The sequence below is a fragment of the Sphingomonas edaphi genome, assembly GCF_003583725.1.
Taxonomy (GTDB): domain Bacteria; phylum Pseudomonadota; class Alphaproteobacteria; order Sphingomonadales; family Sphingomonadaceae; genus Sphingomicrobium; species Sphingomicrobium edaphi.
The window spans coordinates 977,038-999,969 of record NZ_QXTF01000001.1; the positions used below are offsets into that span (position 1 = coordinate 977,038).

The window sequence follows — 22,932 nt, forward strand, 5'->3', positions numbered from 1 at the left end:
GAAGGTCAATGCGACGTGCGAACCGCCACTGTCCCACTACCTGAGCGTGTCCGCCCGCACGCCGGGCCGACTTCAGAAAATGGTGCTGCCGGTGAGGATTGAACTCACGACCTCAGCCTTACCAAGGATGCGCTCTACCACTGAGCTACGGCAGCATGTCGGAAGGACGGGCGGGCCTATGGCCGAGCCGTGCGCACCCGTCAACCCGCTTGCCGCGCGGCATCGGGAATATTAGCGCATTAGGCCATGACCAAAGGTGACAAGGACAAGGCGGAACGGCTGGCGGCGGCGCTTCGCGAAAATTTGCGGCGGCGCAAGGCGCAGTCGCGCGACGTTCAGCCGAAGAGCGACCCGAACCAGGCCGCCAGCGAATAGCCGATATCGAGTCCGCGATTGAGCGCGACCCGCGGACCCAGAATGTAGAGCGCGCCGAGCGCCCAGCCGAGCGCGACCAGCCCTAACGGCTTAGCGGCGTGCATTGCCTTTCGAGCCATGCCTTGTCCTCCCCCATAAGCTGCGGACCGATCTTCGCTAGGACCTCAGCATGATAGTCGTTGAGCCATTTCAGTTCGGCATCGGACAACATGGCGACGTCGATGAGCCGGGGCTCGATCGGGACGAAGGTCAGCGTGTCGAAGCCGAGCATTTCCTTTTCCGCTCCCGGAATCGATCTTTCGACCACGAGCACGAGATTCTCGATGCGGATGCCATATTCGCCTGTCTTGTAATAGCCGGGCTCGTTGGAAAGGATCATGCCCGCCTGAAGCGGCTCGTCGCCGCCGGCCTGCGAGCTTCCGACCGGCGAGATGCGCTGCGGGCCCTCGTGAACCGACAGGAAGGCGCCGACCCCATGGCCGGTACCATGCGCATAGTCGACGCCCGCTTCCCACAGCGGGCGGCGGGCGAAACTGTCCAGCTGCGACCCTCGCGTTCCCTTGGGGAATAGCGCGGTGGCGATGCCGATGTGTCCCTTCAGCACACGAGTGAAGCGGTCGATCATCTCCTCCGTCGGCTCGCCAATCGGCACGGTGCGCGTAATGTCGGTAGTGCCGTCCTGGTACTGACCGCCCGAATCGACGAGGTAGAGCGTGCCTGTCTTGAACGGCAAGTTGGATTCCGCGGTGCCCTTGTAGTGGGGTAGCGCGCCATTCGGTCCATAGGCGGAAATCGTATCGAAGCTGAGATCGCGGACATCACCATGCTCGTGACGAAAGGCTTCCAGCCGATCTGCCGCGATCATCTCGTCGACGCCACCCTTCGGGGCCTCGTCCTCGACCCATTTCAGAAAGCGCGACACCGCCGCGCCGTCACGGGCCTGCGCCGCCTTGTGACCCGCGATCTCTGTTGCATTCTTGATTGCTTTCGGAAGCACTGCGGGATCGCGGCGGCTGAGGATGCGTGCCCCGCCTTCCTCGAGTGCTTGCGGGATGGCGGCAACCGACCGCTCAGGATCCACCGCGACCAGCTTGCCGGACAACGACTTCAGATAGGATGCGAACTCAGATCGCTCGTGCAGGCGGACGCCGTTGCCAAGATGCGCGCGAACGTCGTCACCGATTTTCTCACCCTCTGTGAACAGATCCGCCGTACCGTCGGCATGAACCACGGCGTACGCCAGCGCTACGGGCGTGTGTGTGACGTCCGCGCCGCGGACGTTAAACGTCCAGGCGATTGAATCGAGTGCCGCCAGCACCGCAGCATCCGCGCCTTCCTTGGACAGCCAGTCGGCCATGTCATGCCGCTTCTCCGCCGACGATTTGCCGGCAAGCTCTTCACTCTGGACGATTAGCCTTGCCTTTGAAGGTTCGGGACGGTCAGCCCAAACCGCGTCGATTGGGTTGCGCTTGACCGCCACCAACTCCGCGCCCTTAGCTGCCAGCGAGGCAGTCGCCTGTCTTACCCAGTCGCGGCTGTGCAACCAGGGATCGTAGCCGATGCGCGCTCCGTTCGGCGCATTGTCCTGCAGCCACTGCGCGACGCTGGTTTCCGGAACCGACTGGTAGGTCCATTCGGTTGGGCTGACCTGCTGGCGCACCTGGATGGTATATCGCCCGTCGGTGAAGATCGCCGCTTCTTCCGGTAGCACCGCCGCCGAACCCGCCGAGCCTTGAAACCCGGTCAGCCAAGCCAGCCGCTGCGCATAGCTGCCGACATATTCGCTCATGTGCTCGTCAGTCAGCGGGACGACGAATCCGTCGAGGCGGTCTTCCTTCAGTTGCTGGCGAAGGGCGGCGAGACGGTCGGCATAGGACGACATGGAGCACCATTTGGCTAGAAGGTGAGGAATCGCCGCCCTGTTAGCGAAGTTTTGCGCTGGACGCGACGGGGCAGCCTCTGCTTGTTTGCCATCCCATGAGAACGATCGCGCTTGCGATGGGGCTGGCCGCCACCATCTTCGCCGTTACCGAATCCCCAGCCCAGAAAGCGACCATGTCCACGACGAGCACCCTTCCCGCCCCGCCCCGCGCCGAGCAGCGACCCCACAGCTATGAGCGGCATGGCGTGCGGGTCGAGGATCCATACGCCTGGCTGCGAGACAAGGAATATCCGACCGTCAACGACAAGGATGTCCTCAATTACCTGAAGGCCGAGAACGCCTACTTCGAAGCCGCGATGAAGCCGCATGCCGGGCTGACAGAAGAAATCTTCCAGGAGATGAAGGGCCGAATCAAGGAGGACGACAGCTCGGTTCCCCTGAAGGATGGCGACTGGCTGTATCGCAGCGCATTCAAGCAAGGCACCCAGTATCGCGACTGGTATCGCCGGCCCGTCGCGGGCGGCAACGAAGTGCTAATCTACAGCGAGAATGCGGAAGCCGAAGGCAAGGAATATTACAGGCTCGGCGCGTTCACGGTCAGCCCGAACGGCAAGATGCTGGCGACGTTAGTGGACGACGACGGTTCGGAACGCTTCAAGCTGGTCGTCCGCGAACTTGCGACCGGCAAGGAACTGGAAACGGTGACCGAAGTCGGCATCGGCAACCCGGTCTGGACCAGCGATTCCAAGGGGCTGGTATTCACCGAAGTCAACGACCAGTGGCGAAGCTACCGCGCTCGTTACCATGTCATTGGCGAACCGCTTTCAGCGACGAAAACGCTTTACGAGGAAAAGGGCGACATCGCCTTTTCGGTCGGAGTTAACCGCACGACCGACGACAGCCTGATCGTCATTTCGACGGGCAACAATTCATCGAATGAGGTACGTCTAGTCCGTGCCGACAAACCCGATGAGCCGCAAATGCTCGTGCGCGCGCGCAAGCCCGACGTCCAGTATGAGGTCGATGCCGCCCACGGGAAGCTGTGGATCCTCACTAACGACAAGCACGTCAATTTCCGGATTGCTTCGGCCGACCCGAAGTCGCCCGGCGAATGGACCGAGGTCGTAGCCGGCAGCGATCGAACCTACCTTCGAGGGATTACGGCGCACCGCGACCATTTACTGATCACCAGCAGGGTCGACGGCCTCGACCAGCTTGTCCTGCGCGACTATTCCAGCGGCGCGCAGGAGCGCGTCCCGTTTACTGAGGCGAGCTACAGCGCAGGCTTCTCTGGCAACCCTGAGTATGCGCCTGACAGCTACCGACTGACCTATTCGTCGATGGTCACGCCGCAGACAGTCTACGACTACCACCCGGCCGACAAGCGGCTCGAGGTCCGCAAGGTGCAGGAAATCCCGTCGGGCTACGACCCGTCGAAATATGTCACCGAACGGATGATGATCACCGCGCGCGACGGCGCCAAAGTGCCGGTTTCAATCGTCCGGCTGAAGAGTTTCCAGAAAGATGGCTCGGGCAAGCTGTTCGTCTACGGCTATGGAGCCTACGGTTACGCCATCCCGCCCAGCTTCTCGACCTCGCGGCTCAGCTTGGTCGATCGCGGCTTCGCTTACGCCATTGCCCACATCCGGGGTGGCGATGATCTTGGCTATCAATGGTTCCTGGACGGCAAGCTTAGGAAGCGGAACAACACGTTCAACGACTTCGTCGACGTTACCAAGGGCCTGATTGACGCAGGCTATGCAAAGCCCGGCCGCGTCGCGGCGCAGGGAGGTTCGGCCGGCGGCGAACTGATGGGCGCGGTGGTTAATCAGGCGCCTGAACTGTTCGGCGCGATCGTTGCCGATGTACCCTTCGTCGACGTTCTGAACACCATGCTCGACGACACGCTGCCGCTGACGCCGGGCGAATGGACCGAGTGGGGCAACCCGATCACTGATCGCGAAGCATTCGAACTGCTGAAGAGTTACAGCCCCTACGACAATGTCCGGAAACAGGCCTATCCGCCGATGCTGATCACCGGCGGCCTTAACGATCCGCGCGTCACTTATTGGGAGCCAGCGAAGTGGGCGGCCAGGCTGCGTGCGAGTAAGACCGACCAGAATCTTCTTCTCCTGAAAATCAACATGGGCGCCGGCCACGGCGGGAAGTCGGGGCGCTGGAATAGCCTCCATGAGGTCGCGGAAGCCTATACTTTCGTCGTGACGCAGATTCCGTGACACGGCCCATCTTCGAGCATCGTATCGTCGCCCCGGCTTCGGCGATCGACGAGCTGGGGCATGTGAATAATGCGGTGTGGGTTCAGTGGATTCAGGAAGTGGCGCTGGCTCATTGGTACAGCGTCGCCGATCCGCAGCACCAGGACAATTACATCTGGGTCGTGGTGCGGCACGAAATCGATTATCTCAGGGCAGCGTTTGAAGGAGATCTGCTGACCGGCCGGACGTGGGTCGGCGACGCGCCTCGCGGCGCGCGGTTCGATCGGCATATGGAATTCGTTGGCGAAGACGGCAAGGTGCGCGTTCGCGCCACGACACAATGGGCGATTATCGACAAGGCAACGGGCCGCCCGATGCGGGTCCCGACCGAAGTCATCGCGCCGTTTATGGGCGATTGACGAGCGGGGCGAAGCAGGCGCAGGCTTTGCTTATGCCACGTGCCATTCTACACGATTATTTCCGCTCGTCCGCCTCGTACCGGGTGCGCATCGCGCTCAACCTCAAAGGCATTGCGTACGAGCAGCGCCAAGTGAACCTGGCCGAGGGGGCGCAGCAGGACGAGGCCTATCGGGCGCTCAACCCGCAAGGCTTCGTGCCGATGCTGGAGATTGATGGGCACCGGATCACCCAGAGCCTCGCCATCTGCAACTACATCAACAGCATCGTGCCCGAGCCGGCGTTGATGCCTGCCGATGCTGCTGATCGCGGTCATGTGCTTGCGCTGGCGCTGACGGTCGCCTGCGACATCCACCCGCTCAATAATTTGCGGGTGCTCAAATATCTGAAGAGCGAGCTGGGCCAGGACGAGGAAGCGAAAGACCGCTGGTATCGTCATTGGGTGACCGAGGGGCTGGCTGCACTCGAAGCGATGGCCGCACCGCGCGCCGGGGCATTCCTGTTCGGGGACGAGCCCAGCTTGGCTGATATCTGCCTGGTGCCCCAGCTTTACAACGCACGGCGCTTCTCGGTGCCGATCGAACCCTATCCCACCCTTCGCCGCGCCGACGAAACCGCGAGCGCGCATGAGGCATTCGCTGCCGCCCATCCCGACAGGCAGGAGCATTAAGATGAACCGCGTCGACAATATCAACGCCGGTATGGCCCAGGCCCGAGCGCTGAGCGAGGTCGAAATCCCGAGCCTAAAGGGCAAGGTCAGCGATGAAGAATGGGCAATTCGTGTTGACCTCGCCGCCGCCTACCGACTGGTCGCTCACTATGGCTGGGATGACCTCATCTTCACTCATTTGTCCGCGCGCATTCCGGGGCCGGAGCATCATTTCCTGCTTAATCCGTACCAGTTGATGTTCGAGGAAGTGACTGCCAGCTCGCTGGTCAAAGTCGACGTCAATGGCAATCCGGTCGATCCGACGCCATTCATCACCAACCCGGCGGGCTTTACCATTCATTCAGCGGTTCACATGGCGCGTGAGGATGCGCATGCAGTGATGCATCTGCACACGCCCGCGGGCCAAGCGGTAAGCGCGCACGAAGAAGGGCTGCTCCCCCTTACCCAGACCGCAATGCTGGTGCGCGCCGACCTCGCCTTTCACGACTATGAAGGCGTCGCCACCGACCTTGAGGAGCGCGAGCGGATCGTCGCGGACCTTGGGGACAAGGGCGGGATGCTGCTTCGCAACCATGGCACGCTGGCAGTCGGCGGCAATGTCGGCGAATGTTTCATCAAACTATATTTCATCGAACGGGCCTGCCAGGCGCAGATCATGGCGCTGTCTGCCGGGGACAAGTGCAACAATCCCCCGCAGGGCACTCCGGAATTGGCCGCCCAGCAGGGCATGGCGGGGCTGAAGCCGGCGGCAAACCTGCTCGCTTGGCCTGCGCTCCTCCGCAAGGCGTACCGCCTCGACGCCGGTTTCGCGACTTAGGCAGGCAGTTCGGCCACTTCGATCCACAGGTTACGCGCAACCGCGACCAATTCACCGGCTTCATCGTGGATCGCGGTTGCCGAATGATGTTTCCGGCCCTGCCGTTCAAGCGACCAGCCGGTAACCCGCAAACGCTCGCCCGGCACAACCGGGCGATCAATCCTTGCCTGCATCCGAGCTAACAGCGCGAGCGGCCTCGGTTCGCCCAAGCCAAAATAACTCGGGCAGTCTAGCGCGGCCCAAAGGAACCTTTCGGCGAGGTGGCCGTCGTCGCCCGCGAATTCCTCGTCGGGCACCCATTCGGCAACGGCGACATCGCGGTGGGGACTTTCGCCCGCGTAGATGCACAGCCCATCGCCCGCCTGCCGTTCCGTCCCGCAGACGAAGCAGCCAGGAATCGGATGACCGCCCTCGCCGGGGAAGGCGATGGCAGCGGCCTCCAACTCCGCCTCCGACGGCGGCGCGGGGATGTCGAGGTCCAGCCCGTCATCTAGCGGCTGGCCAATGGCATAGGACGCAATGCTGTCCGAAAGCGTCACCTCGGCGTCATTACGGCGGCGGTGCAGCGGGACCTCCAGCGGGATCGGCGCAAGCAACCGTACCTCCGCCGGCCCTTCGATCCATTCAGCTACAAGGCCGGCGACATAACCCCCGTTGCCCGAGGTCGGAGGACCACGGAATCTCCGCAGGACGTGCACTTCCTCGGACTGTCCGGTCATGAATGGGAGAGTAGGCTTCCCGAGGCCTCAGGGCAATGCAGCCCGAAAACGACTTTGCCGACCACCCGGCAGGATGATCGGCAAAAGTGAAATGGTCGGGGAGAGAGGATTCGAACCTCCGGCCCCTGCCTCCCGAAGACAGTGCTCTACCAGGCTGAGCTACTCCCCGACCGGGCTCCCGGACGACAAGCGTCCGGTGCAGGGCGAGGGCCTCCTAGCGGGGGGTTGGCGGTTGCGCAACCCAGATGGTCAGCGGCCGAGCACTTTTAGCCAGTCACTGTGGCGAACGATCTTCTCGCGCGGCGATCCGGGCCGCGCCGCAGCGTTTTCCGCCGCCTCGATCGAGCGCCAGTCGTCATAGCTGGTGGCCTCAACGCCGCGGCCCGTCAGCAGTTCGTCGAGTGCGATGCCGCCGAGTTTGCCGCCATCGGAGCCGGGCGGCATTGCGACCGCGACCTGTTCCGCGACTTCATAGCCGTCAGGACGATTGGTCCCAATCGTGCCGGTCGGTCCGCGCCGAGCCCAGCCGACGCAGTAAAGGCCATCGTCGATCCGACCTTGTTCATTGGCGAAGCGGCCGCCGCGCTCGTCATAGGGCACGCCCTCGATCCGCGGCGTCTGGTAGCCGATACAGCTAACGATGAGACTCGCGGGGATGTCGTAGTTCTCGCCTGTGCCCACACTGCGCCCTTCGCCGTCGAGGGCGGTCCGCTCGACCACCAGCCGCTCGGCACGTCCCTCACCCTCGATTCGAACGGGACGGGCGAAGAAATCGAAGACGATGTGCTTGGGCTTGCCCTCGTCCTGGTGTGCGGCGAATTCCCGGAGGTGCGCGACCGACTTGCGGGCGCCCGGGTCCAGCGCCTCGTCGGCCGCGCCCGGGGGGAGATCGGCGACTTCGACGTCGGCTTCGGCGGCGGCGAGGTGGCCGAGTTCGCCCAGCTCTTTCGGAGTCATCGCGATCTGGTGCGGCCCCCGGCGGCCGACGATGGTGATCGTACGGATGTTGCTGCCGTCGAGCGCGTCGAGGGCATGGGCGACGATGTCCGATCCTTCGAACTCGTCATGCGTCTTGGACAGGATGCGCGCGACGTCGAGTGCGACGTTGCCGTTGCCGATCACCGCGGCCGAATCGCCATCGAGCGGCACGTCGAGGTCGGTGAAGTCGGGATGTCCATTGTACCAGCCGACGAATGCGGCGGAGCCGATGACCCCGCGCAACTCCTCACCCTCGATGCCGAGCTTGCGATCATACGGGGCGCCGGTCGCGAGGATGATGGCATCGTAAACGCTGCGCAGTTCGTCGATTGAGACGGCGTCGCCAATTGCTACATTTCCAACGAAGCGGACCTGCCCATCGTCGGCGACCTTGTCGTAGCGCTTGCTGACTGCCTTGATCGACTGATGGTCTGGGGCGACCCCGAAACGGATGAGGCCGTAAGGAACGGGAAGCTTGTCGATGATATCGATCCGCGCCTGGTCACCATAGGCCTTCACGAGCGCTTCGGCGGTATAGAAGCCTGCCGGTCCCGAACCGATCACCGCGAAATGGCGCATGGCGCGACTCTCCCCCGTTTTGCGTGACGGAGCCTAGTCGCGCTTGTCCTCCAGCAGCAAGTCGCTGCCCTTGGCCTTCAGCATCGCCTCGATCGGGCCGGCGAACAGCGACAGCATGCCGGGCAGCTGGATGCGGCAATGCACCTTCGTCTCCTCGACATCGATCTGCGCCTCGACCGCCTGCCCCATGGCGTGGACGGAGAGGTTGAGCCTGTCCCCGACCCAGGAGGATTCGACGTGACTGGCACCGCCTGGGATATGATCCTTTAACTTGTGAATGTTGTCGGCGAGCCGGCGGCGCGCTTCGTCGCGGCCAAGCTTGTGAGGGAGGTCGACGTCGATCGGTCTCTGCATCACGATGAAATGCGACGGCAATCGTTGCATTTCAATGCCGCGAGGCGTTTCATGGGCGAATGATCCGCTGGATTGCCGCCATATTGTTACTTGTTGCGCCCGTTGCCGCGCATGCCCAGCCGTTCAACCCGGCCGCCGAATACATCACCGCAGGCCAGGACGAGCCCGGCTATCGCGCCTGGATGGCCCGCGCCAACTGGCGCCCGACCTACGTCAAGGCGTTCAACGATTATCTGTCTGCCAACGGTGTCGGCGGAGTTGCGCCGACATGGCAGCTGCTGCGCACTGCGACCGACTGGAGCAGGTGCGGGGCAGAGCCGTTCGAGGTGCCGCCGGTCAACGCATGGCCTAACATCGTCGCTGCGCTGCGCTACATCGGCGCGTTCGTCGAGCCCGTGATCGGGCAGGTCGAGATCGTCTCGGTCTATCGCAATCCGCAGCTCAACAGCTGCGCTGGCGGCGCGCCGGAAAGCGTTCACCGGACAATGGGCGCGGTGGACATGGTGCCGATGCATCCCATCACGCGCGAAGCACTGATGGCGAGCCTTTGCAGGATTCACCTAGGCAGCGGATCCTGGAACAGCATCGGACTGGGCTTTTACAAGGGTCTGCGCTTTCACATCGACGCCAAGAAGTTTCGCGAATGGGGGACCGCAGGTGCCCATGGCGGCTATGGCTGCACCGCCGTGATGGCCGAAGGTGCACGGCCAAATACACCAGCTATCGCCACCCCCGGGGTGACCGCCGCTGCTCCGCCACCCTTCGCCGCCAAGATCGTTTATCCGCCCGCCTCCGACCCGCTGTCGCCGCAGCGCTGACACACTTGCGTTGCCGTCAAGACACACCACATGCATGCAAAACCGAGGGGTAATGCATGGACCTTGAGAAACTGACCGATCGCGCCAAGGGTTTCCTTCAGGCAGCGCAGACCATCGCGGTACGCGAACATCACCAGCGCATCACGCCGGCCCATTATGCCAAGGCCCTGCTCGACGACGATCAGGGCATGGCCATCGGGCTGATCAACGCGGCGGGCGGCGACGGCGCCGCGGCACGCCGCGAAGTCGATGCGCTAGTCGACAAGCAGCCGTCCGTCACTGGCAGCGGCGCCACCTCCGCGCCAGGCATCGACGGAGACCTCATCCGCCTGCTCGACCAAGCGCAGGAAATCGCAAAGAAGGCTGGTGACAGTTACGTCACGGTCGAGCGGGTTCTGCTTGCCATGGCGCTCGCCAAGGGTAGCGAATTGGGCGATGCGCTGGCCAAGGCGGGCCTTACGCCGCAGAACCTCAATGCCGCGATCGACAAGCTTCGCGGCGGGCGGACCGCCGACACGCAGGGTGCCGAGGACCGTTACGACGCGCTCAAGAAGTTTGCGCGCGACCTGACCGCCGCGGCACGTGACGGCAAGCTAGACCCCGTCATCGGCCGCGACGAGGAAATCCGCCGGACAATCCAGGTGCTGGCACGCCGGACCAAAAACAATCCCGTGCTCATCGGCGAGCCGGGCGTCGGCAAGACCGCGATCGCGGAAGGGCTGGCGCTGCGCATCGCCAACGGCGACGTGCCGGACGGGCTGAAGGATCGCCGCCTGCTGTCGCTCGACATGGGTGCGCTGATCGCAGGCGCGAAATATCGCGGAGAGTTCGAGGAGCGGCTGAAGGGCGTGCTCGACGAGGTGAAGCAGGCCGCGGGCGAAATCATCCTGTTCATCGACGAGATGCACACGCTGGTCGGCGCCGGAAAGGCCGAGGGCGCAATGGACGCCTCCAACCTGCTGAAGCCCGCGCTGGCACGAGGCGAGCTTCACTGCATCGGCGCAACGACACTCGACGAATATCGCAAACATGTCGAAAAGGACGCGGCGCTGGAGCGGCGCTTCCAGCCCGTGTTCGTCGGCGAGCCGACCGTGCCTGACACGATTTCGATCCTTCGCGGCCTGAAGGAGAAATATGAACTCCACCATGGCGTGAGGATCACCGACGCAGCGCTGGTCGCAGCGGCGACGTTGAGCAACCGGTACATCTCCGACCGTTTCCTGCCGGACAAGGCGATCGATCTGATGGATGAGGCAGCCAGCCGTCTGCGCATGGAGGTCGAATCCAAGCCCGAAGAGATCGAGAACCTCGACCGGCGCATCATCCAGCTGAAGATCGAGCGCGAGGCGCTGAAAAAGGAAAGCGACAGCGCGTCAAAGGATCGTCTTGCGACGCTGGAGCAGGAGCTGGCCAACCTCGAGCAGCAGTCGGCCGAGCTCACCACCCGCTGGCAGGCGGAAAAAGAGAAGATCGCGGGCGAGGCGAAGATCAAGGAGCAACTCGACGCCGCGCGGATCGAGCTTGAGCAGGCGCAGCGCAGCGGCGACCTCGCGAAGGCAGGCGAACTGCAATACGGCCGTATTCCCGAACTGGAGAAAAAGCTGTCCGAGGCTGCGCACGCGAGCCAGGGCGCTATGCTGCGCGAGGAAGTGACCGACCAGGACATTGCCGCGGTCGTCAGCCGCTGGACAGGTGTTCCGGTTGAGCGGATGATGGAGGGCGAGCGCGAAAAGCTCATCCACATGGAAGACGCGATCGGTGCCCGGGTTATTGGCCAGGAGCAGGCTGTCAAGGCCGTCAGCGCCGCAGTCCGCCGCGCCCGCGCCGGCCTGCAGGACCCGAACCGGCCGCTGGGCAGCTTTCTGTTCCTTGGACCAACGGGCGTCGGCAAGACCGAGCTGACTAAGGCCCTGGCCGAGTTCCTGTTCGACGATCCCACCGCCATGGTCCGCATCGACATGAGCGAGTTCATGGAAAAGCATGCGGTCGCTCGGCTAATCGGCGCGCCCCCCGGCTATGTTGGTTATGAGGAAGGCGGTGTGCTGACCGAGGCGGTTCGGCGCCGGCCCTACCAAGTCGTCTTATTCGACGAAGTCGAAAAGGCGCACGGCGACGTGTTCAACATCCTGTTGCAGGTGCTGGACGACGGCCGCCTGACCGATGGTCAGGGCCGCACGGTCGACTTCACCAACACGATCATCATCCTAACGTCGAACCTTGGCAGCCAGTATCTGGCGTCACTGGGCGAGGACGAGAATCCGACCAATGTCGAGGCTCAGGTCATGGAGGTTGTCCGCAGTCATTTCCGACCAGAATTCCTGAACCGGCTGGACGAGATCATCCTGTTCCACCGTCTGTCGGCTAGCCACATGGGTCCGATCGTCGATATCCAGGTGAAGCGTCTGCAAAAGCTGTTGGAGGACCGCAAAATCCGGCTCGAACTCAGCGATGCCGCCCGCGCATGGCTGGGTCGCGTCGGTTACGATCCGGTCTATGGCGCGCGACCACTGAAGCGCGCGGTGCAAAAATATCTGCAGGACCCGCTGGCCGACGAAATCCTGGCCGGGCGCGTGCATGACGGATCGGCGGTGAAGGTCGATGAAGGCGACGGCGGATTGACAATTAAGCCAGCCTGAAACTGGCCCAATTTTCAATCGGTGAACGGCGTGCCCGACCGGTCAGGGCTTATCGGCCCAGTGCCGCAAAAGGCATTGCTGGACGAGCTGCAGCCGGGAGAAATTCTCGGGTGCCATATTTAACCCTTCCAGCGCCGCAACCTCGTTCAGGTCGAACAGGAGGTTGCGGCGGAATGGGTCCGACACCTGGCTTTCGATGAAGGTGATCGCGACGAGCCGCTCGCCCTTCGTGACCGGCTCCACCTCGTGAAACGTGTCTGACGGGTAAATAATCGCCTCGCCGGGCTGCAGCTTGAAGCGTAGACTGGAATCGCCAAGTCTTACGTGCAGAGCGCCGCCTTCATACGACGCCGGGTCATTGAGAAAGACCGTGCAACTCAAATCGCTTCGGATCAGCGTGCTGCCGATCTGGATGAAGGCGGCATCGGCGTGGGCGCCATAAGACATGCCAGGCTGGTAGCGGGTCATCAACGGCGGCGCGATCTTCAGCGGGAAGGCGAATTCGCGAAACTCCGGGCTGCGCGTGAAGGCCTGCATCAATAGCTGAGAACTGCGCTGGCCCGCGTCCGCGTCATGCAGCTGCTGATTGTTCTTCGCCTTGTTATGCGGGTTGGAGATGCGCCCATCGATGAACGGCGTTTCTGCCGCGATCTTGCGGCATTCCGCGATTTCGCGCTCGTCCAGCAGCTGCAGCACGCGATACATTGACCCTACTCCCCTTCTGCCCTGCCCAACGCCCGGACGATCAACGAATGGCCCGAACGGGCCAAGCCATTGATGGCGTCACCGATGTCTGCGTGATGCGTCGCGCCAGCCTCGGCCAGCAGCTGCGCCCGCAGATCCGGACTATAATCAAATTCGGGCGCCTTGGAATAACGGCGCATCAGCGGCCCCGACGCAATCCCGACCAGCCGGTCATGCTGTACCGGCACGCCGAAGTGGGCAGTTACCGCTGCAAGCGAACCGGCCATGTCGCGCAACATTCCGTCGAAATCCGCCCACATCACCGAGCCGGCCGGCACGGCGTCGCACGCGGCTTCCAGCGCCGTCATTTCGCAAGCCCAAGCGGCGGCGGCGAGATGCGCATCGCTCCGGTCGAACCCGGCGAGGTCGATCCCGCGCTTGGCGAGCCGTTCCCGGCGGCCCTGTTCCAGCGCCCGTAGTTCGAGGATACTATTTTCGCCCGCCAATATTCCTTGGATGTAGTGGCGAGGCGAAGCGAAGAGGAATAGCGCCTGCCCGTCGGGCTGCACCAGCAAGGGTGCGATTTCGCTGACGAAGCTGGTCGCTTTTACCAGCGCACGCTGATGCGGCCGGAAAGTCCGCGACATCAGTGCAGCTATGCTAGCGGCAACCTCCGCGCCTGCGCCGGACTGCACAAGGTCACGCAGAGACCGCGGCTCACGAATTGACAGAAACTCCGCCAATTCTCCGAGCAGGCGTGCGACCAGCGTCGAGCCGACATGGCCGATGTGAAAGATCCAGTGGGCGGCGGGCCGGTTCACTTGGCGTGCTTCGCCAAGCATGTCGCCAAGCGCACACAGTCTTGCCTCGGGCTTTGCAGCCAGCAATCGGTCGTCGAGGAAGCTCGACTGGCGATAAGCCTCCTCGTCCATGCGCACCAAGCGCGCCAGCCCGACCGCCGAATCGACGGCCTGCACTAGCCAGCGGGCATCGTCGGCGAGGTCTGGCGGAAGCGGCTGCGCGGTCATTCATCGTCCGTAGCGGCCGTGGACGCAAGGTCCAAGCCGGTCGGCTGCTCGACAGAGGCCGGTCGTGGGCGGTAGGGCTGGACCGTGATCAGTTCCTCCGTTCAGGCCCTGCTGTCCAAGGCGTCCGCCCTGCGGCATGCCGGACGCGTCGAAGAGGCCATCGCCGCGTATCGACAGCTCCTCAATGTCGAACCGCAGCTGCCCGACAGCTGGTACAACCTTGGCTGGCTGCAACGGCAGGCGAGGCACTTCGAGGAGGCGCTGGCCTCCTATGCTGAGGCGCTGGCGCGCGGCGTGAGCAAACCGGAGGAGGTCCATGTCAACAGGGCGGTCATCCTTTCGGACCAGCTGTTTCGCCCCGACGATGCGCGGGCGGAGCTGGATCGCGCGCTGGCGCTCAATCCGCTCTATCTTCCGGCGCTGCTCAACCTAGGCAACCTGGCCGAGGACCGTGGCGACCGAAGGGGGGCGGAAGACGCATATAGACGCGCGCTCGAGGTGGACCCGCTAAGCGGACTCGCGCTGGCACGGCTCGCGGGCGTAACAATGGATTATGAAACAGACGACCTATTGCGGCGCGTCGGCGAGCGGCTGGACGATCCGGCGCTTGAGCCGGCGGGCCGAGCCGACCTCGGGTTTGCGCAAGGCCGGCTGCTCGACCGTGCAGGCCGCTACTCCGATGCGTTTGCGGCCTATCGATCTGCCAACGACGCCGTCCGGGCGAGCGCGGGGCCTTCATTCAAGTCCTATGACGCGGTCGCCCATGAGCGCTTCGTCGACCGGCTGATCTCGACGTTCGACCGACCGACTACTGCAAGAGCGGAGGCTGAGCCGGTTGTATTCATTTGCGGAATGTTCCGCTCGGGCTCAACGCTCGGCGAACAGATCTTGGCGGCTCACAGTAAAGTCATGCCCGGCGGGGAGCTCGACCTCATTCCAACGATTGCCGAACGAATTTCTCCCTATCCAGAGGCGGCCGCAAACGACGAGGCGATTGCTGGCGCGCGGCGTAACTATCTGCGTGGGATTGAAACGTTGGACGCGGGCAGCAGGCTCATCACCGACAAGCGGCCGGACAATTTCCTACATATCGGCCTCATCAAGGCAATGTTTCCGCGCGCGCGGATCGTCCACACGCGGCGCAACGCGCTGGATAATCTCCTCTCGCTTTATTTTCTTCAGCTCCATCCCGACATGTCTTACGCGCTCGACCTAGGCGATGCGGCGCATTGGTATGGGCAGTACCAGCGACTGATGGCGCATTGGGAGCGCCTCTTTGGCGAGGATATCTTCACACTCGATTATGACGAGTTAGTCCGTGATCCAACCAGGGTGACGGAAGCCTTGCTGCATTTTTGCGGGCTGGAATGGGAAGACGCCTGCCTTCAGCCCCACCGCGTCAAGGGCGAGGTCAAGACTGCCAGCGTTTGGCAGGTGCGCGAGCCGGTGCATCGGCGATCTTCCGGCCGCTGGAAAAATTACGCGGATGAAATGCGCGAACTGGCCAACCGTCTTGGCAGCGACTGGCCGGAAAAGGCTTAGCCTTCGTTCGCGATCCCCACGTTTCGCTGGGCCCGCTCCAGCTCCTCACGGTGAACGCGGCGCTTTTCTTCCCATTGCGCGGCGGTCAGGCAAATGCGGCGGGCGCCGAGCCGGGTGCCGGTCGTTTCTTCACGCTGGCAGACCATGCGGTTCGGGTCGCCGGCTTTCCCCTTGCCCGTCACGACGATCGGCTTGGCAGCGGTAGTCGTGTCCTGACCAGCAATGGCAGGCTGCGCCGCGAGCACGGCCACGGCAGCGAATAATGAAGCTTTCAACATCGGGTAGATTCCCTGATCTGATTGAAACACATTCGATAACGGAAAAGCGCTCGCCCGGCAATTCGGGCGGACTAACATGCTGGACTGGGTTCAGCTCGCGCTTCCAGACGGCATCGCCACGTCGAACGCGACGGTCATCCGCTCGCCGGCGGGGAATTTGCTGGTGCCGTGCCACATCGTCGACGGAAACAGCGCCAAGCGGCCAGGCTTCGGCTCAACCATTCGGAAAGGCGGAAGGTCGAGCCCAAGCTGCGCATGAGGCTCGCCTAGGTTCAGCCAGCCCGCCTGCGCATCGCCGGCAACGGATGGCGGGACGACAATGTACAGTGCGGAACTCAGCCATCCCATCGGGTGGACATGGTTTGAATGATGTCCGCCCGCGGTCAAGCGAACGGACCATGCGCCCGAAAACTGGATCGGGCTGCGAGCCGTGCGAAGGAGCGGGTGACCGGGATCAGTTGGCGGGAGCTGCGCGACATGCTCGGCGACAACCTCCCGGATGGTCTCCCGCAACTGAACGATGACGGGGTCGATGAGGTGGAATAAATTGCCGTCCGTTTGCGTTCCGCCGCGGACGGACTGGTCGACCAACTGGCCGGGTGCTCGGTGCAGCGATCGCAACTTTTCGGCAAGCACATCCAGGGCCGGCAGGCGTCCGGCAATGTCGTAAACGCCGACAAATCGTTCGTCGCCCTCCAGCCAATCCCACCGAGGGTCGTCCGTCATCCGCCAGATCGTAGCCGCATAGGGCCAGAAGGTCTGAGCGTGATCCCCTTTCAGCCACGGCTCAAGAACGGCGTTCGCGACGTCGAGACGGCCGAGGCGCAGGAGGTTGCGAATGTGGCGCACCGCCACCGACGAATCCGCCGAGTCGTCGAAGCGCTCGAACATTTGTTCCGCGGCTTCGGTTTCCCCCAACTCGCTCAGGGCTACGGCCTCGTTGACCGCGAACAGGGGCAGTTCGCCCATTGCCGCACGGCCGCGTTCAACCACGATCCGGAGCTTTTCCCACTGGTCGGCGTGGGTTAGCGCTAGGATCTGTTCGTACCGAAGCCCGTAGTCACGCGGATGCTGGCGGAGGGCTTCGTCGAACCCCCTGTCGAAGCCTTCGCGCTCCCCGCTCATCCAGCGCATCTGGGCGAGCAACTTCTGCCCATCGGCCCAGGTCGGCGAGCGTCGGACGATCTGCTCAAGCCCCCGCAGAGCGGCTTCCGCGTCACCCTTGGCGACTAGCGCGGCCGTCATGCCCTCGATCATCGGCCCATCGCCGGGCCGAAGCTGCAGCGCGCGGCCATATTCCTCCACGCTCGGTAGGCCCGCCTCCATCAGCGTCCGGGCAAGGCCATGCCACAACAAATGCTCACCCGGGGCAAGCGCCACCGCGCGCCGGAGCGAGGGGATAGCCTCATCCCGGCGATCAAGATGACGAAGGATCATCCCGCGGACATAGTGGAACCGGGGTTCGTCAGGGCCCAAGCGAACGAGTGCGTCGGCGTCGTTAAGCATGGCGCCTGCGGCAGGCGTATCAAGCGCAGCGACAATCTGACGATAGGTGGCAGTGGGATCGGAAACCTGCTGCATCAGAGGCCGCCGCTAAAGCCCGCGCCGGCGGCGGGGATGATCCGGGCGACAGCATCCCGTTCCCGTTCGCTAAGTTGGGGCACCCACAAATCGCAGATGAAGACCACCCGCAATTGATCGCTGGAGTTCCAGGCTTCATGTTCGATCGTGTCGTCGAACACGAACGCCTCGCCTTCGCGCCACTCGACTGTTGTCGCCCCGACGCGAAAGCCGCAATCGGGCGGCACGATCAGTGGCAGGTGGCAAACAAGCCTGATGTTCGCGACTCCGGTGTGAGGAGGAATTCGCGTTCGTGGCGCCAGTAGCGAAAACATCGCATTGGGCGACGCTCCGGGAATGCGCGGTTGCGGAAGCGATTCCAATACGTCCATCGTCACCGGGCAGTGGCGGGCATTGGCCTCAACGCGATTGCCGTTTTGAAGGAGGTGCAGCGCACTCCAATCCTTGTTCTGGTTGAGCGCTTCCCACTGCCGAAGCGGCGCTTGGTCCGGATATTGGATATAAGGCGCAATCTCTGCCGCTTCGCATTCAATCAGCGCCTCGAACTCCGCCTTTATGTCGGCGGTGGCAGCTTCCAGCCGAGCCAGGCCCGGAAATTGCTCGCATTCATGGAATTCCACTTCCGGCAAGCCGGAATAGTGGAAATGAGTTGGCTCCTGATGAAAGTGCCGAGTCCTCCGCGCGCTGTTGGAGGCGAAGCGGCGGATGGCGCGGTCAACAGCATCGTCGGCCAATGGCCCGGCTGCCGAAAGCATCGCTGCTTCGCAGGCAGCCTGGTGGGCCTCACTTTTACGCTTTGCCAGCGTGATGGCCGAGGCCATGGCGGGTGGCACCTTCTCGTCTGGCGGAAGCTGCGCAATCGCTCGAGAAAAGGCCTCGCCAGCTTGGCCGTCGCCCTGGCGGTCGAGCAGCATCGCTCGCGCAAGCAGTGCCGAAAAGTCCAGCGGCCGAACGGCCAGCGCTCGGTCGATCGCGGCGAGCGCCCCGACCTCGTCCCCCGTCGCCCTCTTCATTGCCGACAGCTTCATCCACGCGGCGAACCGGCCAGGATCCGCCCTTACTGCCGCCTCAAGAAGGTGAACCGCGTCTGCGGCGCGCCCGGCCGCCGCAGCGCGGTCGGCTTCAAGTTCGTTCGTGTCGGCTTCGTTACCCATCGTCTCGTCATGCATCGCCGCGCCCCAAAAGAAAACGGCGGACCTCGTGAGAGGCCCGCCGCAATCTTGTTCGAGTGATCGACGACTTAGAAGTCGACGGTCACACCGGCGAACAGGTACCGACCCAGCGAGTCATAGACCTGCGGGTAGGTGTTGCCGTTACCGAACGGTGCACCGATCGCCTGGTTACCACCGATGGGCGGATCCTTGTCGAAGATGTTGTTGGCACCAAGACGGAAGTTGAACCGATCCTGGACCTTCGCCGTGAGCGTAAGGTCAAAGTAGCTCTGAGCCTTGATCTCAAGGTTTTCTTCGAAGAACTGCGGCGAGGTCGGCGACAGGGCCAGATCTTCGTCGCTGCTACGAGCGTCGTTCTTCACCTTCGAGAAGTAGCGCCACTGGCCGGAGATCCCGATGCCGCTCGGCAGCGTGAAGCCCAGACGCAGCTTGTGGCGCCATTCAGGATTCGGCGTACCGCACTGGGTTCCGAAGAAGCCGGCGCAGTCGTAGTTGATGTCACCGAAGGGGTTAACCTTCAGATCCTTCAGCCACGTGCCGACGATGCTGGCGTTCATCGTTCCCAGCGCGCCGATTTCGCGGGCGTAGGAAGCCTGGACGTCAACACCCTTGGTGCGGAGGCTGCCGATGTTGTCGTTCACGTCGACGATGAAGCCGTTCGGCGAGACCCACAACGAGCCCTGTGCGTCACGCTGGATGCGATCACAGAAGAACGCATCGCCCGTGTCGAGACACTGGTTGATGATCGTGTCGAACCCGATGACGCCGATCGCCTTCTTCACGCGAATATCGAAGTAGTCGATCGTCGCGGCGAAGCCAGGCAGGAACCGCGGCTGGAGGACCAGACCGGCGGTGTAGGAGTCAGCGACTTCCGGCGCCAGGTTCGGGTTGCCGCCCAGGAACGAGTTGTACTGGTTCGCCGGGTTCTGCGGAACGTTGCCGTACTGGCCAGCCGTAACGCCGGTGAGGGCGCACTGAGCTGCAGTCGCCGACGGTGCGGTCGCATCCGTGGTCGGATCGAAGTCACCCGAGCAGGGATCTTCGGTGCCGGCCAAGCCAACCGACTGCGCCGAGAACAACTCGACTACGTTTGGTGCGCGCACCGAGCGGTTGTAGCTGGCACGCAGGCGGATGTCGCGAACCGGAGCGAGCTCGGCTGCGATCTTGTACGTGTCGGTCGAGAAGCTGTTGCCTTCCGAAGTCGTCGTCGCGGGGACCTTGTAGTCCGAGTAACGATAACCGGCCGAGATGTTGAAGTCGTACAGGAACGAGTCGTTCACGATCGGGATCTGAACTTCGCCGAACAGCTCACGGACGTCGAATTCGCCTTCGACGCCGATGGTCGCGCCGCCCTGACCAGCGAGGTCGCCGGTTGCGAAGGCCGTATCCGTATCGAACTTCAACGATTCCTTACGATACTCGCCACCGACGTTCAGGCCGACGCCACGGTCGCTCCACGGCAGCTTGACGCCATATTCGCCGAGTTCGACGGTGAAGTTCACGTTGGCAACGGTTTCCTGAACGTTACCGCGCAGGAAGCCCGGGGTCTGTAGGTAATCGAGCGCGTCTTGGCTGACGTTATTAGCCGCCAGGATGTCGTAGGGAACGCAGTTCACGTCCGTGCCGTCGAGAACCGAGTTACAGACCGGCAGGCCAGTGTCCGGATCGGTGACGACATAGAGCGAACGGTTGAGGCGCGTGACCGAGAAGTCGTTCTGATACGTCTCGGCAAGCGTCGTGCGGCCATACTGATACGACGCGTCGTAGGACAGGCCACGGGCGAGGTCGCCGCGGACACCGCCGACGATGCGGAACGCCTGGTGCTCAAGGTCGTCGTTACGACCACCGCCTTCGACGTTACGACGTCCCGGATACACGATCGCGCGGTTGAAGGTGTCGCCGTTCGCGTCGGTGAACACGGTCGGTGCCGAAGCTTCGTTTTCCGGCGTCGTGGGATCGTCAACCGCATAACCCACAAGGTTCGACGTGACGCAGATCAGGTTGCGCTGCTGGGCCGAAAGAAGCGGGCTGTTGCAGTTGATCGAGCTGGTGTTGAAGAAGTTGCCCGACGGAGCGATCTGCGCGTTCGACTGATCGTGCATGAACATCGCTTCGAGGTACGGACGCGCTTCCGGAGCGATCTCATACTCCGCGAACGCACCCAGCGTGTAACGTTCGTCCGGACGCTGGAAGTAGTTGTACGGAGCGAAGTTGAACGGCGGGTTGGTCGTCGCGTTCGAGGTCACGAACGTGCGGTTCGGGCCAACGGTGAACGTGCCGACGTTGGTCAGGAAGGTGCCGAGCGCCGAGGTGCCCGAACCACCGCAGGTAAAGGTGCGGCCGGTCGCAGCAATCTGCGCCGGGCTGAGCGCAGCCTTGTCACACGCCGAATAGTCACGGCTGGACTGGAGCACAGCGTCCTGCTGACGATAAGTCGCATAAGCCATGATGTGGCCGCGATCGTCGTCGAAGCCGGTGCCGAAGGACACGGAGATGTCCTGCGCGCCGCCGTTGTTGCTGGTCTTCGTCGGATACGGGAAGCCACGAGCGTCGAGCGCGTCGATGATGTCTTCGCGTGCGCCGTTGTTGTGGTTGAACACGCTCGCCTGGGCGTCGATGCGCAGGCCGGTGAACTGCGTGTCCATGATGAAGTTGACGACGCCCGCGACGGCGTCCGCGCCGTACACCGACGAAGCACCACCCGTGAGGACGTCAACGCGCTTCACGAGCGCCGACGGGATGAAGTTGATGTCGGCAACCGGCTGACGCGGATCGCCCGGGACGAGACGACGGCCGTTGATCAGGACCAGCGTACGGGCAGTGCCCAGACCACGCAGGTTGACCGTGGCGGTGCCAGTCGCGCCGTTCGAGATGTTCGAACCCTGCGCCGCGAACGATTGCGGCAGCGAGTTGATGAGGTCTTCCGTACGGGTCGTGCCCTGAAGCTTGACTTCCTGGCTCGAGACGACGGTGACCGGGCTGGACGACGTCAGGTTCGGCTGCGGAATACGCGAGCCGGTGACGACGATGTCGCTGGCTTCGCGGACCGGCTCACCGGTGGCCGACGTCGACGGCGGGCTGGAGCCCTCGACCGGAGCGGTCGTTTCTGCCGGATCCTCGTCCGGAGCGGGCGGCACGTCCTGCGCGAACGCGGGCGAAGCGAGCATGCCGGCGCTTACGAACAGAGTCGTAGCCAGCAGTCGCGAGCGGAATTCGAGCTTCATAAAGTTAGTTCCCCTTGCATGCCGCACCTTCAGGGCACGGCAATCTTGGCAGCAATGAGCCCATTGCTTAGCAGGGGGTTGATAGGTGAAGCGCGACGAGCGTGGCAACGCCTTCGCCCTTCGTTGAGTCGAGTTGTCTACATGCTGTCGCAAAATTGCAACAGCGACACCTTGTGCTTTGGAGCGGCAACGACATAGTTGTCGGACGACGCAAAAAGGGTGTGGCGGCTATGAAGATTCAATGCCTGTTGGCGACCGTAATGCTAGTGGGCGGCGCGCCCGCGATGGCTAAGAAAAATGTCGATGCCGGTACTCCGGCGCAGGTGCAAAAGCTGATCGGATGCCGCGCGATTACCGATCCGGCACAGCGGTTGGCCTGCTTCGACAGGGAGTCTTCCGGGATCGAGCAGGCGATCGCAAAGAAGGATCTGGTCGTGGTCGATCGCGAGCAGGCCCGGGCCACGCGGCGGTCGCTTTTCGGATTTTCGCTGCCCGGCTTCGGCGGGCTGTTTGGCGATGATGGAGAAGAGAGCGTCAAGCAGATCGAAAGCACAGTCGCCTCTTCCGTCCGCAACGGTGATGGCGGCTGGACGGTCCGGCTCGCCGACAACACGACGTGGATGCAGACCGACGATACGCCGCTGGGCCTGTCGCCCAAGCCGGGACAGAAAGTCGTGGTGCGGCGCGGATCGATGGGCAGCTACTACCTCAGCGTGAACCGCCAGCCCGGATTCAAGGTCAAGCGGGTCGGCTAAAGCTTTCCGGCGCGGCGTTCAGCTTCGACGCTGGCCGCCGCGTCGGCATAGGCTTCCTGCCGTTCGACCGACCAGTAACGAAGCTCCTCAATCGCGATGAGCGTGCCGGTAATTGCGCAGCGGACGTGGTCGCCGGTGCTGAGCAGGCGGAACGTGCCGTCTAGATAGTGGATTTTCGCCTCTCGCGAGCGGCCGCTCATCAACATC

At 63.2% G+C, this 22,932-nt stretch carries 20 protein-coding genes and 2 tRNA genes; 9 read left to right on the top strand and 13 right to left on the bottom strand.

The genetic code is table 11. The annotated features are described in order from the left end of the window. Positions 1-80 precede the first annotated feature (80 nt). A tRNA-Thr gene (locus D3M59_RS05010) sits at positions 81-155 on the bottom strand. A 91-nt stretch (positions 156-246) separates the two neighbouring features. Between D3M59_RS05010 and D3M59_RS12330 the strand changes: the two genes are divergently transcribed. Then, a complete protein-coding gene (locus D3M59_RS12330) occupies positions 247-375 on the top strand; it encodes a hypothetical protein (RefSeq protein ID WP_267896922.1) in 129 nt (42 codons plus the stop codon). A gap of 82 nt (positions 376-457) precedes the next feature. On the opposite strand, the gene D3M59_RS05015 is transcribed toward D3M59_RS12330, so the two are convergent. Continuing rightward, positions 458-2,257: an aminopeptidase P family protein gene (locus tag D3M59_RS05015; RefSeq protein ID WP_119532147.1), complete on the bottom strand. Its 1,800-nt coding sequence runs from the start codon at positions 2,255-2,257 to the stop codon at positions 458-460. A gap of 173 nt (positions 2,258-2,430) precedes the next feature. Between D3M59_RS05015 and D3M59_RS05020 the strand changes: the two genes are divergently transcribed. From D3M59_RS05020 to D3M59_RS05035, 4 genes are read left to right on the top strand one after another with little or no spacing between them, the layout of a single operon-like run. Then, positions 2,431-4,494, top strand: a complete 2,064-nt coding sequence (locus tag D3M59_RS05020; protein ID WP_119532881.1) for a S9 family peptidase — start codon at positions 2,431-2,433, stop codon at positions 4,492-4,494. Then, on the top strand, positions 4,491-4,892 hold the full coding sequence (locus D3M59_RS05025) for an acyl-CoA thioesterase (protein ID WP_199662362.1): 402 nt from the start codon (positions 4,491-4,493) through the stop codon (positions 4,890-4,892). The genes D3M59_RS05020 and D3M59_RS05025 overlap by 4 nt, the downstream gene beginning before the upstream one ends. A gap of 32 nt (positions 4,893-4,924) precedes the next feature. After that, on the top strand, positions 4,925-5,560 hold the full coding sequence (maiA, locus tag D3M59_RS05030; RefSeq protein WP_119532149.1) for a maleylacetoacetate isomerase: 636 nt from the start codon (positions 4,925-4,927) through the stop codon (positions 5,558-5,560). 31 nt (positions 5,561-5,591) lie between these two features. Next, positions 5,592-6,377 carry a class II aldolase/adducin family protein gene (locus tag D3M59_RS05035; protein ID WP_119532883.1) on the top strand — a complete coding sequence of 262 codons (786 nt, stop codon included), beginning with the start codon at positions 5,592-5,594 and terminating at the stop codon, positions 6,375-6,377. Here D3M59_RS05035 and D3M59_RS05040 read toward each other — a convergent pair. The 4 genes from D3M59_RS05040 to D3M59_RS05055 all read right to left on the bottom strand — a co-directional run bounded on the left by D3M59_RS05040 (position 6,374) and on the right by D3M59_RS05055 (position 9,037). Beyond that, positions 6,374-7,096, bottom strand: coding sequence for a hotdog fold domain-containing protein (locus tag D3M59_RS05040; RefSeq protein ID WP_119532151.1), 723 nt, complete (start codon positions 7,094-7,096; stop codon positions 6,374-6,376). The two genes, D3M59_RS05035 and D3M59_RS05040, sit on opposite strands and share 4 nt — an antisense overlap. Before the next feature lie 92 nt (positions 7,097-7,188). Then, positions 7,189-7,265: transfer RNA gene (locus D3M59_RS05045), tRNA-Pro, on the bottom strand. A gap of 80 nt (positions 7,266-7,345) precedes the next feature. After that, entirely contained in the window at positions 7,346-8,653 is a 1,308-nt protein-coding gene (locus D3M59_RS05050; protein ID WP_119532153.1) for an FAD-dependent oxidoreductase, read from the bottom strand. A gap of 33 nt (positions 8,654-8,686) precedes the next feature. Continuing rightward, a complete protein-coding gene (locus D3M59_RS05055; RefSeq protein WP_233543140.1) occupies positions 8,687-9,037 on the bottom strand; it encodes a polyhydroxyalkanoic acid system family protein in 351 nt (116 codons plus the stop codon). A 29-nt stretch (positions 9,038-9,066) separates the two neighbouring features. On the opposite strand from D3M59_RS05055, the gene D3M59_RS05060 reads away from it, so the two are divergent. Then, positions 9,067-9,825: a D-Ala-D-Ala carboxypeptidase family metallohydrolase gene (locus D3M59_RS05060; protein WP_119532155.1), complete on the top strand. Its 759-nt coding sequence runs from the start codon at positions 9,067-9,069 to the stop codon at positions 9,823-9,825. Positions 9,826-9,881: 56 nt separating this feature from the next. Beyond that, a complete protein-coding gene (clpB, locus tag D3M59_RS05065) occupies positions 9,882-12,461 on the top strand; it encodes an ATP-dependent chaperone ClpB (RefSeq protein WP_119532157.1) in 2,580 nt (859 codons plus the stop codon). Between the two features lie 42 nt (positions 12,462-12,503). Here the strand turns inward: clpB and D3M59_RS05070 are convergent, their stop codons facing one another. After that, entirely contained in the window at positions 12,504-13,166 is a 663-nt protein-coding gene (locus D3M59_RS05070) for a Fe2+-dependent dioxygenase (RefSeq protein ID WP_119532159.1), read from the bottom strand. A 5-nt stretch (positions 13,167-13,171) separates the two neighbouring features. Beyond that, the gene (locus D3M59_RS05075) at positions 13,172-14,173 is read right to left on the bottom strand and encodes a hypothetical protein (RefSeq protein WP_119532161.1); all 1,002 of its coding nucleotides are present in this window, start codon (positions 14,171-14,173) and stop codon (positions 13,172-13,174) included. Between the two features lie 84 nt (positions 14,174-14,257). Here D3M59_RS05075 and D3M59_RS05080 point away from each other — a divergent pair, with 84 nt between their 5' ends. Next, entirely contained in the window at positions 14,258-15,715 is a 1,458-nt protein-coding gene (locus tag D3M59_RS05080) for a tetratricopeptide repeat-containing sulfotransferase family protein (RefSeq protein ID WP_119532163.1), read from the top strand. Here D3M59_RS05080 and D3M59_RS05085 read toward each other — a convergent pair. The 4 genes from D3M59_RS05085 to D3M59_RS05100 all read right to left on the bottom strand — a co-directional run bounded on the left by D3M59_RS05085 (position 15,712) and on the right by D3M59_RS05100 (position 21,970). Continuing rightward, complete coding sequence (locus D3M59_RS05085) at positions 15,712-15,993, bottom strand: hypothetical protein (protein WP_147416703.1); 282 nt, start codon at positions 15,991-15,993, stop codon at positions 15,712-15,714. The two genes, D3M59_RS05080 and D3M59_RS05085, sit on opposite strands and share 4 nt — an antisense overlap. A gap of 90 nt (positions 15,994-16,083) precedes the next feature. After that, positions 16,084-17,574 (bottom strand): putative 2OG-Fe(II) oxygenase, encoded by a 1,491-nt coding sequence (locus D3M59_RS05090; protein ID WP_119532167.1) that lies wholly within the window; start codon positions 17,572-17,574, stop codon positions 16,084-16,086. Then, positions 17,574-18,743: an aspartyl/asparaginyl beta-hydroxylase domain-containing protein gene (locus D3M59_RS05095; protein WP_233543141.1), complete on the bottom strand. Its 1,170-nt coding sequence runs from the start codon at positions 18,741-18,743 to the stop codon at positions 17,574-17,576. The genes D3M59_RS05090 and D3M59_RS05095 overlap by 1 nt, the downstream gene beginning before the upstream one ends. Before the next feature lie 71 nt (positions 18,744-18,814). Then, positions 18,815-21,970: a TonB-dependent receptor domain-containing protein gene (locus tag D3M59_RS05100; protein WP_119532169.1), complete on the bottom strand. Its 3,156-nt coding sequence runs from the start codon at positions 21,968-21,970 to the stop codon at positions 18,815-18,817. Between the two features lie 230 nt (positions 21,971-22,200). Here D3M59_RS05100 and D3M59_RS05105 point away from each other — a divergent pair, with 230 nt between their 5' ends. Beyond that, on the top strand, positions 22,201-22,725 hold the full coding sequence (locus D3M59_RS05105; protein ID WP_147416704.1) for a hypothetical protein: 525 nt from the start codon (positions 22,201-22,203) through the stop codon (positions 22,723-22,725). Here D3M59_RS05105 and D3M59_RS05110 read toward each other — a convergent pair. After that, entirely contained in the window at positions 22,722-22,931 is a 210-nt protein-coding gene (locus D3M59_RS05110) for a DUF2093 domain-containing protein (protein WP_199662364.1), read from the bottom strand. The two genes, D3M59_RS05105 and D3M59_RS05110, sit on opposite strands and share 4 nt — an antisense overlap. Position 22,932 lies beyond the last annotated feature (1 nt).

What these genes read in the sequence shown, in the direction of transcription:
- D3M59_RS12330 (WP_267896922.1), top strand. Translation starts at nt 247, where the DNA reads ATGACCAAAGGTGACAAGGACAAGGCGGAACGGCTGGCGGCGGCGCTT.
- D3M59_RS05015 (WP_119532147.1), bottom strand. Translation starts at nt 2,257, where the DNA reads ATGTCGTCCTATGCCGACCGTCTCGCCGCCCTTCGCCAGCAACTGAAG.
- D3M59_RS05020 (WP_119532881.1), top strand. Translation starts at nt 2,431, where the DNA reads ATGTCCACGACGAGCACCCTTCCCGCCCCGCCCCGCGCCGAGCAGCGA.
- maiA (WP_119532149.1), top strand. Translation starts at nt 4,925, where the DNA reads ATGCCACGTGCCATTCTACACGATTATTTCCGCTCGTCCGCCTCGTAC.
- D3M59_RS05035 (WP_119532883.1), top strand. Translation starts at nt 5,592, where the DNA reads ATGGCCCAGGCCCGAGCGCTGAGCGAGGTCGAAATCCCGAGCCTAAAG.
- D3M59_RS05040 (WP_119532151.1), bottom strand. Translation starts at nt 7,096, where the DNA reads ATGACCGGACAGTCCGAGGAAGTGCACGTCCTGCGGAGATTCCGTGGT.
- D3M59_RS05050 (WP_119532153.1), bottom strand. Translation starts at nt 8,653, where the DNA reads ATGCGCCATTTCGCGGTGATCGGTTCGGGACCGGCAGGCTTCTATACC.
- D3M59_RS05055 (WP_233543140.1), bottom strand. Translation starts at nt 9,037, where the DNA reads ATGCAACGATTGCCGTCGCATTTCATCGTGATGCAGAGACCGATCGAC.
- D3M59_RS05060 (WP_119532155.1), top strand. Translation starts at nt 9,067, where the DNA reads ATGATCCGCTGGATTGCCGCCATATTGTTACTTGTTGCGCCCGTTGCC.
- clpB (WP_119532157.1), top strand. Translation starts at nt 9,882, where the DNA reads ATGGACCTTGAGAAACTGACCGATCGCGCCAAGGGTTTCCTTCAGGCA.
- D3M59_RS05070 (WP_119532159.1), bottom strand. Translation starts at nt 13,166, where the DNA reads ATGTATCGCGTGCTGCAGCTGCTGGACGAGCGCGAAATCGCGGAATGC.
- D3M59_RS05075 (WP_119532161.1), bottom strand. Translation starts at nt 14,173, where the DNA reads ATGACCGCGCAGCCGCTTCCGCCAGACCTCGCCGACGATGCCCGCTGG.
- D3M59_RS05085 (WP_147416703.1), bottom strand. Translation starts at nt 15,993, where the DNA reads ATGTTGAAAGCTTCATTATTCGCTGCCGTGGCCGTGCTCGCGGCGCAG.
- D3M59_RS05090 (WP_119532167.1), bottom strand. Translation starts at nt 17,574, where the DNA reads ATGCAGCAGGTTTCCGATCCCACTGCCACCTATCGTCAGATTGTCGCT.
- D3M59_RS05095 (WP_233543141.1), bottom strand. Translation starts at nt 18,743, where the DNA reads ATGCATGACGAGACGATGGGTAACGAAGCCGACACGAACGAACTTGAA.
- D3M59_RS05100 (WP_119532169.1), bottom strand. Translation starts at nt 21,970, where the DNA reads ATGAAGCTCGAATTCCGCTCGCGACTGCTGGCTACGACTCTGTTCGTA.
- D3M59_RS05105 (WP_147416704.1), top strand. Translation starts at nt 22,201, where the DNA reads ATGAAGATTCAATGCCTGTTGGCGACCGTAATGCTAGTGGGCGGCGCG.
- D3M59_RS05110 (WP_199662364.1), bottom strand. Translation starts at nt 22,931, where the DNA reads ATGTTGATGAGCGGCCGCTCGCGAGAGGCGAAAATCCACTATCTAGAC.